This is a genomic window from Pseudomonas frederiksbergensis (assembly GCF_000802155.2).
GTDB classification, from domain to species: domain Bacteria; phylum Pseudomonadota; class Gammaproteobacteria; order Pseudomonadales; family Pseudomonadaceae; genus Aquipseudomonas; species Aquipseudomonas frederiksbergensis_A.
In genome coordinates, this window is sequence record NZ_JQGJ02000003.1 from 155543 (window position 1) to 172384 (window position 16842).

General features: G+C 62.1%; 11 protein-coding genes. 2 read left to right on the top strand and 9 right to left on the bottom strand.

Translation table 11 applies throughout. The annotated features are described in order from the left end of the window. Positions 1-24: 24 nt before the first annotated feature. From JZ00_RS06665 to JZ00_RS06705, 8 genes are all read right to left on the bottom strand, one after another. Positions 25-1893, bottom strand: coding sequence for a c-type cytochrome (locus JZ00_RS06665; RefSeq protein ID WP_039590631.1), 1869 nt, complete (start codon positions 1891-1893; stop codon positions 25-27). 153 nt (positions 1894-2046) lie between these two features. After that, positions 2047-5499 carry a GMC oxidoreductase gene (locus tag JZ00_RS06670; protein ID WP_039590628.1) on the bottom strand — a complete coding sequence of 1151 codons (3453 nt, stop codon included), beginning with the start codon at positions 5497-5499 and terminating at the stop codon, positions 2047-2049. Between the two features lie 1094 nt (positions 5500-6593). Further along, on the bottom strand, positions 6594-7364 hold the full coding sequence (etfB, locus tag JZ00_RS06680; RefSeq protein ID WP_039590625.1) for an electron transfer flavoprotein subunit beta: 771 nt from the start codon (positions 7362-7364) through the stop codon (positions 6594-6596). Positions 7365-7379: 15 nt separating this feature from the next. After that, a complete protein-coding gene (etfA, locus tag JZ00_RS06685; RefSeq protein WP_039590623.1) occupies positions 7380-8600 on the bottom strand; it encodes an electron transfer flavoprotein subunit alpha in 1221 nt (406 codons plus the stop codon). Then, positions 8600-10549: a dimethylglycine demethylation protein DgcB gene (dgcB, locus tag JZ00_RS06690; protein ID WP_039590621.1), complete on the bottom strand. Its 1950-nt coding sequence runs from the start codon at positions 10547-10549 to the stop codon at positions 8600-8602. The genes etfA and dgcB overlap by 1 nt, the downstream gene beginning before the upstream one ends. A 224-nt stretch (positions 10550-10773) precedes the next feature. Then, positions 10774-12834 carry a dimethylglycine demethylation protein DgcA gene (dgcA, locus tag JZ00_RS06695; RefSeq protein WP_039590620.1) on the bottom strand — a complete coding sequence of 687 codons (2061 nt, stop codon included), beginning with the start codon at positions 12832-12834 and terminating at the stop codon, positions 10774-10776. Positions 12835-12849: 15 nt separating this feature from the next. After that, positions 12850-13380 carry a DUF5943 domain-containing protein gene (locus JZ00_RS06700; protein ID WP_018612374.1) on the bottom strand — a complete coding sequence of 177 codons (531 nt, stop codon included), beginning with the start codon at positions 13378-13380 and terminating at the stop codon, positions 12850-12852. Between the two features lie 79 nt (positions 13381-13459). Then, entirely contained in the window at positions 13460-14437 is a 978-nt protein-coding gene (locus JZ00_RS06705; RefSeq protein WP_030139307.1) for a dipeptidase, read from the bottom strand. 233 nt (positions 14438-14670) lie between these two features. On the opposite strand from JZ00_RS06705, the gene JZ00_RS06710 reads away from it, so the two are divergent. Both JZ00_RS06710 and JZ00_RS06715 read left to right on the top strand, forming a co-directional pair. Then, entirely contained in the window at positions 14671-15072 is a 402-nt protein-coding gene (locus JZ00_RS06710; protein ID WP_039590618.1) for a lysozyme inhibitor LprI family protein, read from the top strand. A gap of 57 nt (positions 15073-15129) precedes the next feature. After that, positions 15130-15546 (top strand): DUF3010 family protein, encoded by a 417-nt coding sequence (locus tag JZ00_RS06715; protein ID WP_039590617.1) that lies wholly within the window; start codon positions 15130-15132, stop codon positions 15544-15546. A gap of 63 nt (positions 15547-15609) precedes the next feature. On the opposite strand, the gene JZ00_RS06720 is transcribed toward JZ00_RS06715, so the two are convergent. Then, entirely contained in the window at positions 15610-16785 is a 1176-nt protein-coding gene (locus tag JZ00_RS06720) for an ATP-binding protein (RefSeq protein ID WP_039590616.1), read from the bottom strand. Positions 16786-16842: the final 57 nt, after the last annotated feature.

Consider the following 16842-nt stretch of genomic DNA (forward strand, 5'->3'; position numbering starts at 1 on the left):
GACGCTCCTTCGCTATGCCCTGGGCTACAGGGTTTTCATGAATTCGATCAGGGCCCGCTTGTCGACGTCCGACAGTTGCGTGCCATACAGGTGACCGCCGTTGTGGTTGCCTTCCAGGCGGGTGTCGTATTTGAAATCCGCCGACGCCTTCATCTGCGCGCCGCTGGTGATGAAGCCGACCTTCTCCTGGTCGTAGATGTCGGAGCCGGTGTAGAACACCTGCGGCCGCTGCTCCGGCGCTTGCAGCAAATCCCACAGGGTCGGCACCGAACCGTTGTGCAGGTACGGAGCCCGCAGCCAGATACCATCGGTGGGGGTGTTGCTGTAGCTCTGGGTCTTGCGGTAGGCGCCAAAGTCGAACGGCGGTTTCTTGAAGCCGTGGAAGGCCGTCACCAGGCCGGTGGTGAAGGAGTTCAGGCGATGGGGGTCGGTGCCCAACTGGTCGATGTTGGTGGTGACCTGGCCGGTGTCGCTGCGGCCGAAGTCGTGGCAGCCGGCGCAGTTTTTCTCCCAGATCGGTTTGCCCTGGGCCACTTTCCCCTGGTCCAGGGCGAACGGCCAGGCCGGTGCCTTGTGGCCCAGTAGCCAGTTCGTGACGCGGTTGAAACTCGGTGGCAGCACCGAATCGGGTGTCGCGCCCACGGCCATGGCCGCCGCGTAGTTGCGTTCGTGGATCTTGTTGTTATTGCCATCCCAATGCAGGTACATGGACTCCCGAGGTTTCTGGTTCCAGACCTGCGGCAGGTCCACGGTGCCGATGGTGGAATCATCCGGGAAGCCGAACACCACCATTTTGGTCGGGTTGAAGGTGTCGGTCCGTCCTGGCCCTTGGGCCGGGCGCAGCTTCTGCCAGGCGTACGCTTGTTTCTGCTTGAGCAACGCGCTCTTGGCCATCGGGATGATCAAGTAGCGGTTGTAGAGCTTTTCGAAAAAGCCCAGCTGGAACTTGCCGGTGATCGCAGCCATGACCGCGTCGGGGGTGAATTTCGGATCGCTGGCGCATTCGTAGGCGAACCACTGGAAGGCCTGCAGTTGCAGGGTATTGGCCGGCGCGGCGGCGACTGGCACCGCGACGTCAGTGGCATTGGCCCGGTAGGAGCCGGTGTGGCACAGGGCGCAGTTGGGCTCCACGGTCGGGTAGCCGAGCTGCCGCTTGGCCATGCCGATGGGCAAGTCGTTGCCGTTCTCATAGAGAAAACCGAACACCTCGTAGCCACCCGGCCTGGGCAGTTTTTCCGGACACATCTGCGGCAGCACGGCGAACAGGTAGTAGGGAATCCGCGCTTCGATGCCCAGGCCGATGGCGGCGTATTTGTAATGGTCTTCGTCGGAGGCGAAGTCCGGTTGTGGCACTTCCCGGATCATCTGGTACCAGGTCTGGTAGCCGATGAAACCCAACAGCAAGAGCACCACCAACGTGCCGACCTTGAAACCGTGGCTCTGCCAGCGCAGCGCCCAGCCGGCACGCCAATCCCGCCAACCGGCGCAGAGCAAGGCCAGGGGACGATTGGCCACCGGGCTGCCCAGGTACAGCAGCACGCCCAGGATCAGGAACATGCTCAAGTCGCCCATCAGCATCGGCACGAACAGCGAGCCCTGGTTGTTGGTGTTGATCAGGTAGACCCAGAACACCACGGCCACCAGCCGCGACAGCACGCACAACCATGAATGCACCACGAAACGCGGCGCGTTGAAGCCCGAGGGCATGTAGAACAGGCTGATCCCCACCAGCAACATGCCGGCGTTTTCCAGCCAGGGATCGGACAATACGGGCGGCAGACCGATCATGGACGTCAGCAACGCCGGCGCGAATAGCGCCGGGATCGCGAAGACCATGTTCATGACAATCCCGACCCAGATGACGCGTTGGAACCAACGGATGTAAGTGTTCATCGCATCCTTTTCCTTATTCTTGACTCACCACAAAACCCATGTGGCGAGCGAGCTTGCTCCCGCTGGGCCGCGTAGCGGCCCCCAAGACTTCAAAAGCGACGACTGCTTCGCAGCCGAGCGGGAGCAAGCTCCCTCGCCACGGAGGGCAGTCAGCTAGCCCAATGCAGTCTTCTCCAGGTGCTCAAGAATGATCGGATACACATCCACCACCGCATCCTTGCCGAACATGCAGTCGATGTGGCCGTACCCCGGTATTTCATGGCGACTGAACAGTTGCGGACCGTGCATGTCGCACAGCCGCTCGTAGGTCTTGAGGGTGCTTTGCGGCAAGTAGCACTGGTTGTCGGCGCCGCTGATGAAGCAGATCGGCAACTTCAGCCGGTCGAAATGCGGCATGTAGACGTCGTTGCCCTTGAAGTCCACCAGATGCCCCTTGCGCACGATCAGCGCCAGGTGCTCGAAGGTCTGGATGTTCGACTCGCCGAACAACTCATGCAGGTTGTCGTGCAGGGTTTCGTTGAGGGTGTCGTGGCGGTACAGCGAGGCGTACATGAAGGTAATGCGATGGCAGACCGGGTTGGTGCAATAACCCTGGGCCTCGATCCGGGCATAGCCGTTGAGGGCCTTGTCGTAGAGTTTGTTGAACCAGCTTTCCTTGGTGTCGGCGTACGCCGTCATGGACTTGATGCCGATGGCATCGAGCATGCCCGGCAAATGCAACCCGGCCTTCAGCCCGGTGGCGGTGGCGACCACCGTGTCGGCGGCGATCTGCGAGCAGACCACCGAGCGCACGCCCTGCAAGCCCGCCAGCATCGACATGAAGAAGGTCGTCGCGCCGTAGCAATGCACCACGCACTGCACGTCACGGGCCAGCGTTGCCTGCTGGATCTGCTCGATCGCTGCCTTGAAGTCGTACTGAGCCACCTGGTCGCCGTTCCATTCATGCTTGCTGGCCGGCAACAGGATGCTGACGCGCAGGTCCAGCAGCCAGACGTCGTATTCGTGCTTGCACAAATACTCCAGCAGGTTGGTGTGGATGGTGTCGGTGGAGAAGATATTCGAGCCCACGCCCAGGCCATGGACCAACATCACCGGCCCCTTGGTGCCGGCCTGGAAACGGGTCAGGCGCAACTCGACGTTGTCTTCGGTCTGGAAGAAATGCACCACCGGCGCTGGCGCGTCCAGCGGCCGTTTCAAGCGAGGCGGCGCGTCCGGGTTGAAGTAGACGTCGCCGGCGAAGACACCGCCGTAGCTCTCCCACAGGATCCCGGCGAAGAACTTGCCGAACCGCGCCAGTGCCTCCACGCGCTCGCGCTCATTGCGGGCGTTGAGCACTTTCATGGTGGTCATCTGCTTGGCGAAGTCGGCCGGCAGAATGTGCATCACCCCGGAGCCGATTACCGTGCCGGTCTTGTCCGGCCCGCGATACAGCGTGACGTAGAGCGTACTGGTGTCGTGCCAGATGTTCAGCACGCCATTGTCCTCGGGCACGGTCTTGAAGGCGCTGAAGAAGTAGTCGCTGCCATCCTCCGCGGTCAGCTTCATGTCGTAGTTCATGTGGCGCACGCCGACCTGTTCCTGGTACTGCTCGAACAGGTTGAACACGCCATTGCTGGCGACCAGCGGCTTGGGCGACAGCAGCGGCGCATCGAGGGTGCCCACCAGCGTCGCCGCATGCTCCGGTTCCTTGATCAGGCGATCGAGGTCGGCGGCGGTGATGGTCAGGGTGAATTCGATGGGTGAGTTATCGGCCTTGCCGCGCTTGGCCGCCGCTTCGTAAAGGTTGAGGTCGGTGCCTTGGGGCTCGGTGAACGCCGTGGAGAAGTAACCCTTCATGGTTTCGGTGAACTGCACGCCGAGGGTCGGCGCCGCCACCGGTTTGCGCGGAGCCGACGGCAGCGTGTAATCGATCAGCCAGCCGCGATCAGCCGCCAGCAACCCCATGTTGCGCTCACTCACCGCCGAAATGGTGAGCAGCGGGTTGACCGCCAGGGACGTCGGGATCACCGAGCCGTCCGTCACATACAGCCCCGGATAGACGTCGGTGCCACTGGCGCCGCTGAACACTTGGCCCTTGTGGTTGACCACGCCCTGGACTGCGTCCTCGCCCATCACGCAACCGCCCAGCGGATGGACCGAGACGATGCTGTGCTTGAGCAGCTTGGTCCAGATCGGGTTCTCGACCCAGATCCCGCCCAGGGCCTTGGTGCTCAGGTGCAGCCGTTCGTTGCCGAGGGTGACGTTCTCCTGTTCGCCGACACCGGGCCAGTCGATGCGCAGCTGATCCTGGTTATCGAGGACCATGCGGCCCTTGCCGTTGTCATGGCTCATGATCAGGTAGGTCTGCATGTTGTGCAGCGCGCCGTAATACGGGCCGCGCAGGAAGCTTTCGGCCTCGCGGCCCTTGTATCTGAGACTGGCACCGAAACCGGTGTCGGTGGGCACGCCGATCATCTCGGCGAACGCCGCCATGCTCGGCACCATGGCCCGGCCAAGGGCGCCGGGGATCGAGCCTTCCTCGATCACCATCCGGCTGCGCAAGTCGCCCTCGGTGCGCATATCGATCACCGACGTGATGCACGGCCCCACCGGCTCGAGCTCCTTGGCCGAATGGGCACCAAAGCCGATGCCATTGATAACCTGGTCGCAGTTGTGGCCAAAGCCGAGGATGTCACCGTTGCCGCTCATGTTTTCGCCCAACTGGGCAGACATCGACAGGCCCTTGTCCCGCGAGCGCAGCATGATCTCGGTGGAGCCCAGGGTGCCGGCGGACACCACGACGATGTCGGCGCGGACAAAAAGCGTCGGTGCCGAGAACATCTCGCGACCACTGTCCAGGTACTGGAAATGCACAATCCAGCCGTCGCCCTCGCGCTCCAGGTGCCGCACTTCGGCCTGGCAGAAAATCTCGGCGCCGTGGTTCCAGGCATCCGGCAGGTAGTTCATCAGCGTGGTGTTCTTGGCCTTGTTGTTACAGCCCGAGACGCAATCGCCACAGCCATTGCATGGCAGCTGTTCGACACCGACGTGATTGAGGTTATTGGGCAGCTTGTCGAAGGTCACGTTGATCGGCGGCTTGTAGAAATGCGCACCCTGCTTGAGGTAATCCGCTGATTTCTTGTGGGCGTCGAGCTTGGGCAGGTTCGGCGAGGATGCCGGATAGGGATTGGGCTTGAGCATCTCCCGTGCCCGGGCGTAGCCGTCCTTGAGCAGCGTGTCGCTGTGCTCGCGCATTGCCTGGGGCCAGCGTGGATCTTCGAAGACACCGGGTTCGGCTTCCAACGCGACGTTGGCGTTGATCAGCGAAGTCCCGCCCAGGCCACACCCGACCACAACGTTCTGCTGGGCGTTGACGTGCAGGTCGAACAACCCGGTCCGTGAACCGATGTGGCCGTCCGGGTCATGCACCTGCAGTTCCTCGGTGGCGGCGAGCAACGTGTTGGGATACTCGCCAGGCTGGATCTCCCGGCCCCGCTCCAGCAGGCAAACCTTGCGCCCGGCCCGGGACAAGCGTGACGCGGCAATGCCGCCGCCGTAGCCGGAGCCGATGACAATCACGTCGTAGTGTTCCTTGATTTCACTGATGGGGGTCGAGATCCGTGTCATGTTCAAGTCCTCTCAGGCAGAAGGGGCAACTCTGCGGTTGCCTGTAAATTCAAAGGCGCACGAACGCCTGGCCACTATCCCGTACGGGTTGAAGCGGCAGTCAACGGTGACCGGGGAAACACTCAGGCGTTATAGGCGTGCACGCTGATTGGCCGAGCGACGATGGATGCGTCGAGGCAGCGCGGTGGACGGCGTCGGGTTACACGTCGGGGCTGAATGGGGTATTGGAGTGGGGGCCTTGCTATCCATCGTGCGTTCTCCCTGAACCAGATATGGATAAAGTCTCGCTGTCCTTGTGCCATGAGTGAAGACAGGCGACACCTGTCCGTCAAGGCGGTTCCTTAGAACTGTATGAAATTTGATCTATCGCGTTTCGAGCTAAGCCAGCCGCGGCTTTCAGAACTCCGCAAACAAGTTATCCACATCGCCACCCACAGTAATTGGGGACAAATGTGCAGGTGACGGGGATCTTTGAGCGCCAATGTGAATAAAATCCGTGACTTAGCCAATGACAACGGTTTACTGACGGCTTGATCGTTTTTTGACCAGACCGATGCAGGTCGCGACCTACAAGGGCTGTAGCTCAGAGCGAACACCTTATCCACAGAACCGCCAACAGCGTTTGGGGGTAATTTTGACGGTTCTGTGGAAAACCCATGGAAGGCGCCGCAAATCGGCGTTTTCCGGTGATTTTTTCGGAGACATGTGGAGTTTGGCTATTATTTGATCAAATCTCTGAAAGAACCGCAGCGCTTGGCTTGTAGCGGATAGCGAACATCTTATCCACAGAAGCGCCAACAGAGATTGGGGGCAAGTTTTCCCCGGACGATGTTTTATTCACAGCAAAAAGCCAATTAAAACCGCGAGTTAGATTGGCTATTTTTTAAGCAAAGGGCTGGAGAGCGCGATTGGCATAGGCCGCAGCGAGGGGCGAACAGGTTATCCACAGAGGCGCGCACAAAGATTGTGGGCAAAACCAGAACTCCATGGGAGCGAGCCTGCTCGCGAAGGCGGTGTGTCACGCGAATCTTATATCGACTGACCTATAGCATTCGCGAGCAAGCCCGCACACAGGGGTTTATAGAGGGTCGGGGTTAGCGAACCACCCCCTCTTCTACCAGCAATTTTAGAATCGCCTGAGCCCCTTCCTCCGGGCTGACACCCTTGAGTACCTGCCCGCCTCCGCCGCTGGCCTTGGCGGTAGCGGCTTTCATCCGGTCGGCGCCGCTCTTGGCCTTGATCACTTTCAAGCGCTTGGGCCGGGGCTTGGCCGGTAGCAGAGCCGCCACCGCCAGCAAGGCATCGTCGATGATTTCGACTTCTTCAGCGTGCAATGCCCCACGCCGCGCCGGGCCGTAGGCGCTTTGCCGAGGTTTTGGCGCAGCGTTATCCACGGTGGCGAGAAACGGCAGGCGCACCTTGAGCCGTCGCCGCTGACCACGAGGCAAGGCTTGCAGCACCAGGGCCACGCCGTTTTCGATGGATTCGACCTGCGCCAGCCCCACCACCAACGGCCACCCCAGGTTCTCGGCCAGCAGGAACGGCAACATGCCCGAGCCTTCGCCGGTTTCCGCCTGGCTGCCGGTGAGCACCACTTGGGCGCCGGCATCCCGCAGATAGTCCGTCAGGGCCGGCAACGCGTCGGCCCCGTTCGGGTTCTCCAATACATGTAGCTCATCGAGCCCCATGCCCAGGTAGGCGCGCAGGGCCGGTTCGGCCACGTCGCCGGCGTGCAGCACTTGCAGGTCATTGCCGGCCAGTTGCAGGCCCAGCTCCACGGCGCGGGCGTCTTGCTCGGCACGCCGTGGCCGGCCGGAGGTCGGGTGGGCGCCGATGGAGACGAGGCTGATCACTTGGGTACTCATGAACGTTTCCTTAGCTTAAGCCGCATCGCGCCTGGCTTCGTTGCGGTAAGCCTCTACCGCCGCGATCAGGGCCTGGAGAATCGCCGCGCTGTCACCGATCACCGACAGGTCCGCACGCTTGATCATGTCGCAGCCTGGATCGAGGTTGATCGCCACCACCTTGTCGCAGGCGCCAATGCCTTGCAGGTGCTGGATCGCCCCGGAAATGCCCACGGCCACATAGACCCGCGCCGTGACCCAGGTGCCGGATGCACCGACCTGGCGATCGCGGGCCATGAAGCCGTCGTCCACCGCCACCCGCGAAGCGCCTTCGGTAGCGCCCAGGGCTGCGGCGGTCTGATGGAACAGCGCCCAGTCCTTGACCCCGTTGCCGCCGGAGAAAATGAATTCGGCCTCGGCCATCGGGATCGCACCCGGGTCCACGGCAACCGCGCCAAGATCTTCGATCCGCGACAAGCTACGGGCCACGCTTGTGGATAACTCCACCGGCAAGGCTTCGTGACGGGTTTCGCTGACCGGTTCGGCGCATTCGGCCGCCGCCAGGATCAAGCGCGCCAACGGTCGAGCCAAGTCTTGCAGGCCCGCACCGGCGCGACCGATGCATTCTTCGCCCTTGACCTGCCAGACCCGCGTGGCCGGGCGCTCGCCCAGGGCTGCGGCAAAGCGTCGGCCCAATTCACCACCGCCGCTGCGACTGTCAGGCAGCAGCCAGTGGCGTGGGTTGAACTGGTTATCCACAGCCCGCAAGCCTTGCACCCGTTGCTCCGGTGCATAACCGCTGAATTCCTCGCCCTCGAGTACCAGCAAGCGGTCGACACCCGCCGTGGCGAAGGTGCTTTCCTTATGCTCGCCAAACACCACGGCCAACACTGCGCCGTCGCTGCCGGCCAACTGATGGGCCAGGCCGAGCAAATCGCGGTCGTGGCTGCTGAGGCGGCCACCGACCATGTCCGGAACGACGCAAATGTGGAATGCCGGTTGCGGCACCTGATGCAGCGGCAATTGAACTTCGACGGCAGCGGTGCGCTTGCTCGCCCCACCTTGCTGGGCGCCGCTGCGGTCGATGCGCTTGATGCCGTTGGGGCCGATGAAACCGACACCATGTACATTCTTGCGGATGACGCCGTTGGGCCCCATCCAGCTGTGCTGCAACGGTTGCATGGCCGCGTGCAGCGGGTGCAAGCGGTTGCGGGCGATCCACTCGGCGCGAGGGTCGCGGCGGATGATGTCGCTCATTAATGCACCTCCGCAGGTTCACGTTTGGCCGGGGCCACGGGCTTGCTCGGGGCCGCGTCTTCCAGCAGCGCATCGGCCACCAGTTCGGCAATGTCCTTGATCATCGGTCGTGGTTCGACCACGCCTTCGAGCATCGCGGTGCATTGTGGACAACCCACCGCCACCAGTTCGGCGCCGGTTTCACGGATGTCGTCCATGCGCATGTCGGGAATGCGCTGCTTGCCCGGGATGTCAGTGATCGGCGCACCGCCGCCACCGCCGCAGCAACGCGAACGGAACCCGGAACGCTGCATCTCCTTGACCTCGATGCCCAGCGCACGCAGCACTTGGCGCGGCGCCTCGTATTCGCCGTTGTAGCGGCCCAGGTAGCACGGGTCGTGATAGGTCAAGCTGTCGCCCTTGTGCTGGCCGAGGTTCAGCGCGCCAGCGTCGATGATTTCCGCCAGGTAGGTGCTGTGGTGCTGCACCAGGTAGTTGCCGTCGAAGGCGCCGTATTCGTTTTTCAGCACATGGAAACTGTGGGGGTCGCAGGTGACGATGCGGTTGAAGCTGTACTTGGCCAGGGTCTGGATGTTGCGCTTGGCCAACAGCTGGAACGTCGCTTCGTCACCCAGGCGCCGGGCCACATCGCCGCTGTCGCGCTCTTCGAGGCCGAGCACGGCGAAGTCGATCTTCGCTGCCTTGAGCACTTTGACGAAGGCGCGCAGGGTGCGCTGGTTGCGCATGTCGAAGGCACCGTCGCCGACCCAGAACAGCACGTCGGTGGATTTCTTCTCGCTGAGCAGGTTCAGGTTCAGGTCCGCCGCCCAGTTCATCCGCCCGCCCGGGGCGAAGCCGCCCGGGTTGTCGGTGGCAATGAGGTTTTCCAGCACCTCGGCGCCCTTGTTCGGCGTCGCGCCTTTTTCCAGGGTCAGGTGGCGGCGCATGTCGACGATGGCATCGACGTGCTCGATCATCATCGGGCACTCTTCGACGCAGGCCCGGCAGGTGGTGCAGGACCACAGGGTCTCGGCGTCCACCAGGCCGTTGACGATCGGCTGGTGCGGATTGCCGCCGTGCTCACCTACCGGTTTACCTGGATACGGGCTGCCGGCGAATTTCGCATCGGTGCCGCCGGCCAGGCCGACGACCATGTCCTGGATGAGTTTTTTCGGGTTCAACGGCTGGCCGGCGGCGAACGCCGGACAGGCCGCTTCGCACTTGCCGCACTGCACGCAGGCGTCGAAACCGAGCAGTTGGTTCCAAGTGAAATCCTTGGGTTTTTCCACCCCCAGTGGTGCGGCGGGGTCGTTCAGGTCCAGCGGCTTCAAGCCCGTGGAGCGGCCGCCACCAAAGCGCTCGGCGCGGCGGTGCCAGGCCAGGTGCAGGGCACCGGCGAAGGCGTGCTTCATCGGCCCGCCCCAGGTCATGCCGAATAACAACTCCGACACGCCCCACAACACGCCGACACCCAGGATCGCCGCCACCAGCCAACCACCGAAGTTTTCCGGAAGGATGCCCGCCACCGGCAAGGTCACCAGGAAGAACGACGCCGAGAAGGCCAGCAGGCTTTTCGGCAGGCGCATCCACGGGCCTTTCGACAGACGCGCTGGCGGGTTGCGCCGGCGCAGATACATGAAGATCGCGCCCACGAACATCACCGCCGACATCAGCAGCAAGGCGTAGCCGAGGATGCGGTTGTGCAAGCCAAAACCGTGCACCAGGATCGCCAACACGATCGATGCCACCGCACCACCCGCCGTGGCGACGTGGGTGTTGGCAATGTATTTGTCCCGCGCCACCACGTGGTGCAAGTCCACCATGTAGCGCTTGGGCATGGCGAAGAGGCCGCCGATCAGGTCGACTTTCGATGGTCGTCCCCGGCGCCACATGTTCACCCGCCGCAGGGCGCCCAGGACCGCGAGGCCCAGGGCGGCGAACAGCAGGATTGGAAGAAGGGTGTTCAACATAGGTGTTGCTCCCAAAGACCTCAGGGTCATGTGCGCGCCAGTGAGAGCGACGCACCTACGTGTGGCGAGGGAGCTTGCTCCCGCTGGAGCGCGAAGCGCTCCCAAAACAGCCCCAGGTGTAAACCTGACGCTCCTCGACTGATCATCTGGGGCCGCTTCGCCCGAAACGTCGGGCCGGCCCAGCGGGAGCAAGCTCCCTCGCCACAGGTGATGGTGTTAAGCCGTTAGAAATCCTTGCACAGCCGCAGGGCGTCGTAGATGGCCGCGTGGGTATTACGCTGGGCCACGCAGTCGCCGATGCGGAACAGCAAGTAGCCATCGCCGCTCTGTTCCAGGCACGGCTGGGGCTTGATCGCGAACAGGGCTTCGACGTCGATCTGGCCCTTGTTGCGCGAACCCTCCTTGAGCGCGTAGTAGATTTCTTCGTCCGGCCTCACACCGTTCTCCACCACCACCTGGTCCACGACGCGCTCTTCCTTGGCACCGGTGTATTCGTTCTCCAGCACCGCCACCAGCTTGTCGCCTTCGCGGTAGACCTTCTCCAGCATCATGTCCCCGGTCATGATCACTTCCTTGGGGTACATGCTGCGGTAGTAGGTAGGGAACGACGTCCCGCCAATGGCCACGCCCGGCTTGATGTCGTCGGTGACGATCTCGACCTGGCTGCCCTTGTCGGCGAGGAAGTCGGCCACCGACATACCGGTGAACTCGCAAATGGTGTCGTAGACCAGCACGTTCTTGCCCGGCGCAACCTTGCCGTCGAGCACGTCCCAACTGCTGACCACCAGCCCTTCGGCGGCGCCCCAGTGTTCGTTCTGCTCCAGGTTCGGATGCCCGCCGACGGCCAGCACTACCACGTCCGGACGCAGGTCCATGATGGTCGCCGCGTCAGCCGCCACGCCCAGGCGCAGATCGACTTTCAGCCGCGCCAGTTCCAGCTGGAACCAGCGGGTGATACCGGCGATCTGGTCCCGTTGCGGGGCTTTCGAGGCCGTGGTGATCTGCCCGCCGATGAATTCCTTCTTCTCGAACAGGGTCACGTCGTGGCCACGTTCGGCGGCAACGCGCGCTGCTTCCATCCCGGCCGGGCCGGCACCGACCACCACGATTTTGCGCTTGGGCCCGGTGGACTTCTCGATGATGTGCGGCACGCCCATGTATTCACGGGATGTCGCGGCGTTCTGGATGCACAGCACGTCCAGGCCTTGGTACTGGCGGTCGATGCAGTAGTTGGCGCCGACGCACTGCTTGATCTGGTCGATCTGGCCCATCTTGATCTTGGCGATCAGGTGCGGGTCGGCGATATGGGCACGGGTCATGCCGACCATGTCGACGTAACCGCCCTCCAGGATCCGCGTGGCCTGGTTCGGGTCCTTGATGTTCTGCGCGTGCAGCACCGGGACCTTGACCACTTCCTTGATACCGGCGGCCAAGTGCAGGAACGGCTCCGGTGGATAACTCATGTTCGGGATGACGTTGGCCAGGGTGTTGTGGGTGTCGCAACCCGAGCCCACGACGCCGATGAAATCGAGCATGCCGGTGTCGTCGTAGTACTTGGCGATCTGCTTCATGTCCTCGTGGGACAAGCCGTCCGGGTGGAACTCGTCGCCGCACAGGCGCATGCCCACGCAGAAATCGTCGCCCACTTCGGCACGCACGGCCTTCAACACTTCCAGGCCGAACTTCATGCGGCCCTCAAAGCTGCCACCCCATTCGTCGGTCCGCTTGTTGACCCGCGGGCTCCAGAACTGGTCGATCATGTGCTGGTGCACGGCGGACAGCTCGACGCCGTCCAGGCCACCGGCCTTGGCCCGGCGCGCGGCCTGGGCGTAGTTGCCGATCACCCGCCAGATCTCTTCCGGCTCGATGGTCTTGCAGGTGGCACGGTGCACCGGCTCACGCACGCCGGACGGCGACATCAGGGTCGGCCAGTTGAAGCCGTCCCAGCGCGAGCGACGACCCATGTGGGTAATCTGGATCATGATCTTGGCGCCATGCTTGTGCATGGCGTCGGCCAGGTTCTGGAAATGCGGGATGATGCGGTCGGTGGACAGGTTCACCGAGCTCCACCATTCCTGCGGACTGTCGATGGCGACTACCGACGAGCCGCCGCAAATCGCCAGGCCGATGCCGCCCTTGGCCTTCTCTTCGTAATACTTCACGTACCGGTCGGTGGTCATGCCGCCGTCGGTGGCATAGACCTCGGCGTGCGCGGTGCTGAGCACGCGGTTGCGGATGGTCAGCTTGCCGATCTGGATCGGCTGGAACATTGCTTCAAAAGCCATGGCGCGATCCTCGACTTACAACGGCTTGACGATGAACAGGCCGTCGTCGTGGCCTTCTTCGGAACCGCCGTAGACCTGCTCGGCCACGGTGCGGATCTGACTGCCGCGCGCGGCGAGGATCTGGTCCATGGCGCCGGCGAACCAGCCGGTGAACATGTAGTCGACCTTGCGCCCGACCTTGCCGTACACATAGACGAACGCCGAGTGCTCGAGCTTGACGCTGGCGGTGCCTTTGTCCAGGTCGATGTCCTGGATCTTGAACAGGCCCCAGCCACGCTGGGACAGGCGCTTCATGTAGTGCTCGAACACCGCGACGCCTTCCAGGCCGTGGCATTCGGCTTCTTTTTCACACCAGTGCCAAGCGGATTTGTAGCCGGCCTTGTAGAGAATCTCGGCGTAGGCGTCGGCGCCCAGCACTTCCTCGATGCCCATGTGGTTGTTGACGAAGAAGTGACGCGGCACGTACAGCATCGGCAGGGCGTCGGACGTCCAGACACCGGTTTCGCTGTCGACTTCGATAGGCAGTTGCGGGGCGATCTTGGCCATGAAAACTTGACTCCGGAAATTCGTGATGTGCCTGCGGCGCGAGTGGCCGCAGGTAAAGGATTCAGTGATGCAGCGGGGTTTACTCGCCCCAGACGTCTTTAAGAACGTTCACCCAGTTCTCACCCATGATCTTGCGCACCACCCGCTCAGGATGGCCGCGCTTGAGCAGCGTCTCGGTGAGGTTCGGGAACTCGCCCACGGTGCGGATGCCCAGGGGGTTGATGATCTTGCCGAAGCTGGTCAGACGACGGGCGTAGCCCTTGTCGTGGGTCAGCATTTCGAAGAAATCCTGGCCGTGGCCCTGGGTGAAGTCGGTGCCGATGCCGATGGCGTCCTCGCCGACGATGTTCATGGTGTATTCGATGGCTTCGGCGTAGTCGTCGATGGTCGAATCGATGCCCTTGGCCAGGAACGGCGCAAACATGGTCACGCCGACGAAACCGCCATGGTCGGCGATGAACTTCAGCTCTTCATCGGATTTGTTGCGCGGGTGTTCTTTCAGGCCGGACGGCAGGCAGTGGGAGTAGCAGACCGGCTTTTTCGATTCGAGGATGACTTCTTCGGAGGTCTTGGAACCGACGTGGGACAGGTCGCACATGATGCCGACGCGGTTCATCTCGGCGACGATTTCACGACCGAAGCCCGACAGGCCGCCGTCGCGCTCGTAGCAACCGGTGCCGACCAGATTCTGGGTGTTGTAGCACATCTGCACCACGCCGACGCCGAGCTGCTTGAAGATCTCGACGTAGCCGAGTTGGTCTTCGAAGGCGTGGGCGTTCTGGAAACCGAAGATGATGCCGGTCTTGCCCTGCTCCTTGGCGCGACGGATGTCGGCGGTGGTTTTCACCGGGATCACCAGGTCGCTGTTCTCGCGGATCAGTTTCTGGCTGGCAACGATGTTGTTGATGGTGGCCTGGAAACCTTCCCACACCGACACGGTGCAGTTGGCTGCGGTCAGGCCGCCCTTGCGCATGTCTTCGAACAGGTCGCGGTTCCACTTGGCAATGATCAGCCCGTCGATAACGATGCTGTCGGCGTGCAATTCGGCTGGGCTCATCAGGCAGTCCCCTTGTTGGCGATTCATGCGCCGAATCGTGTGCCGGCGCTTTGGGGCCAGCATATGCCGGAGGGCCTTGGCGACCGGGTGCAAAAACGACAGGGGAATTGCCGAAAGCGTCAATCCGCGACAATGGACTACGATGCCCCCCCTCTGCCCATCTGTTATTTACCCGGCGCTTGCGCCAGAATCCGCGGCACCACTGGCTTTCACTGGATTTGAGCGACAACCCGATGAAATCGATTTTCCTCGCCCTGGCATTGATCAGCACCGTCGCCCATGCGACCGAAGACACCGAGCCCAACCCCTGCGACGAAGTTGAAAACGACGTCCAGACCCTCGCCTGTTCCGCCTACGGCAAAGCCGCCGCCGAGCAATTGCTCAGCGAAAACCTGCAAAGCCTCAATGAGCGCCTGCAAACCCGCTACGCCAGCGACAAGGCCCAGCTCAACGACATCACCGCCAAGGTCAAGGCCGCCCAGCAACTCTGGCAAAAACAGCGCGACGCCGACTGCGCCATCGCCGCCTTCCCGGCCAAACCCGGCAGCGACGCCTACAAGATCGCCGAAAACGACTGCATGGCCCAGGTGAGCGATGACAGGTCGGAGTTTTTGGAGTCGATTGGGCAGGAGTGATGCTTGAGCAGCCGCTTGGCACGGTAAGCTGCTTGCACAATTGGTAAAGGAATTCACATGAAAACGTGCGGCATCGAAATCAAAGGCAGCGAAGCGATCATCGCCGTTGCCTCGCTGGACCAGCAGGCGTTGAGCCACGTTACGCTGAGCACTAAGAAAATCGCCCTGGACGATGACGACGAAGCCGCCAACGTCAAGGCCTTTGCCGCCCAGGTGCGGACGTTCGTGACGGACAACGGCATCGAACGGATCACCATCAAGAAGCGCAGCAAGAAAGGTGAGTTCGCCGGTGGCCCGACCACGTTCAAGATCGAAGGGATATTGCAGTTGCTGGAAGGTTGCGAGGTGACGCTGCTGTCGCCGCAGACCATCAATGCGCAACACAAGAAGCACGACTTCGCCCTGCCAGCGACGCTGAATAAATATCAGCATGAGGCGTACAAGGCGGCGTGTTCGGCGTTGATGAAGAAATAGACCTGCTGACACCGCCGTGTGGCGAGGGAGCTTGCTCCCTCGCCACCGGAAATAGTCCAAGTTTCAACGCTGCTTGCGATACCCCTTCAACCACTCCGCAAACGCCTTGTCCTCGAGCGCATAACCACCGCGATTGGATTTCCACACCAATTCTTTTTCACGCAACGCATCGATACACGATTGGATGGTCTGGGTACCGGGCACGACTTCGCTTCCCATGCTCTTCAATACCTTGCTCACCGCCTCCAATGTTGAATCGGTGAAGGGCGCGAAGGGCTCGTTGTTCTGCGAGCGCTCGGCCATGACCTGCAACACGGCGCGTTGCGGCACCGTCAGGGCGTTCCAGGCGCTCTCGAATTCGGTCCAGACGCCGGCGCGCAGCATTTCGGCGCTGTTGCGCAGCAACTCCCCCAAATGGCTCGCCTCACCCAGTTCCAGGGCGATTTCGCCGATGACGCTGCGCAACATCTCCGGACGGCGACCTACCAACTCAAACGCCTGGTCCAGGTCATCGGCGTTGAACTGATTGGTCTGGGCCAAGTGTGCGTTCAAGTGGGTGGTGTACGCCTGGGTGAAGGCTTTGCCCAGCAAAGGAAACGGCGTAATGCTGGACCCATAGAACGGTTGGTTGCGACTCAGCACCAAGTGGGCGAGCTTATCGCGATTGGAACCGGTGAACACCAGCCGCAGGCCGCTGGTATCGCCCTCACGCCCCTGATTGAGCTGGTCACGGGCCGCCTTGAGACCGAACATCGCGTTGCCCCCGGCTTCGGTGGTCAATGCATGCTGGGCTTCGTCGATCACCAGCACCACGGTTTTCTCGGCAGCATGGTGCAACAGCTCCAGCGCCTGGGTCAGCGTCGCCCCTTCGGGCAGTTGCGGCTGGCTGAAATCCCAGGACAACGTGCGCAAGAAGCTGAGTTTGTCGATGCCAATGGACTTGGCAAGCTTGCGGATGCCTTTCTCATAAGGCACCAACGCGGCGGCAATGGCCGAGGCGATCAGTTCGGCAGGGTCCTTCTCCTTGTTTGCCCAAAGATCGACGTAGACCGCGAGCCAACCTCGCGCCTCGCATTCGGGAATCAAGTCTTCACGCAGGAAGGTACTTTTTCCGGTGCGCCTTGGCGCGGCCAGGAACAGGCCTGAGGTGTAATCCTGGATCCCGGCGCCAATCAGCCCGTCGACAATGTTGCGGGCCAGATCCGGACGCCGGAAGACAAAACCGGGGTGCTTGGACATGGTTTTATACTCAATTATGGCGAAAGGTATAATTTATAGCCGCGAGTATAATTGAGT

Excerpts from the sequence above, each read along its gene's own strand:
- JZ00_RS06710 (WP_039590618.1), top strand. The coding sequence starts at position 14,671 with ATGAAATCGATTTTCCTCGCCCTGGCATTGATCAGCACCGTCGCCCAT.
- etfB (WP_039590625.1), bottom strand. The coding sequence starts at position 7,364 with ATGAGTACCCAAGTGATCAGCCTCGTCTCCATCGGCGCCCACCCGACC.
- dgcB (WP_039590621.1), bottom strand. The coding sequence starts at position 10,549 with ATGTTGAACACCCTTCTTCCAATCCTGCTGTTCGCCGCCCTGGGCCTC.
- JZ00_RS06665 (WP_039590631.1), bottom strand. The coding sequence starts at position 1,893 with ATGAACACTTACATCCGTTGGTTCCAACGCGTCATCTGGGTCGGGATT.
- etfA (WP_039590623.1), bottom strand. The coding sequence starts at position 8,600 with ATGAGCGACATCATCCGCCGCGACCCTCGCGCCGAGTGGATCGCCCGC.
- JZ00_RS06720 (WP_039590616.1), bottom strand. The coding sequence starts at position 16,785 with ATGTCCAAGCACCCCGGTTTTGTCTTCCGGCGTCCGGATCTGGCCCGC.
- JZ00_RS06715 (WP_039590617.1), top strand. The coding sequence starts at position 15,130 with ATGAAAACGTGCGGCATCGAAATCAAAGGCAGCGAAGCGATCATCGCC.
- JZ00_RS06670 (WP_039590628.1), bottom strand. The coding sequence starts at position 5,499 with ATGACACGGATCTCGACCCCCATCAGTGAAATCAAGGAACACTACGAC.
- dgcA (WP_039590620.1), bottom strand. The coding sequence starts at position 12,834 with ATGGCTTTTGAAGCAATGTTCCAGCCGATCCAGATCGGCAAGCTGACC.
- JZ00_RS06700 (WP_018612374.1), bottom strand. The coding sequence starts at position 13,380 with ATGGCCAAGATCGCCCCGCAACTGCCTATCGAAGTCGACAGCGAAACC.
- JZ00_RS06705 (WP_030139307.1), bottom strand. The coding sequence starts at position 14,437 with ATGAGCCCAGCCGAATTGCACGCCGACAGCATCGTTATCGACGGGCTG.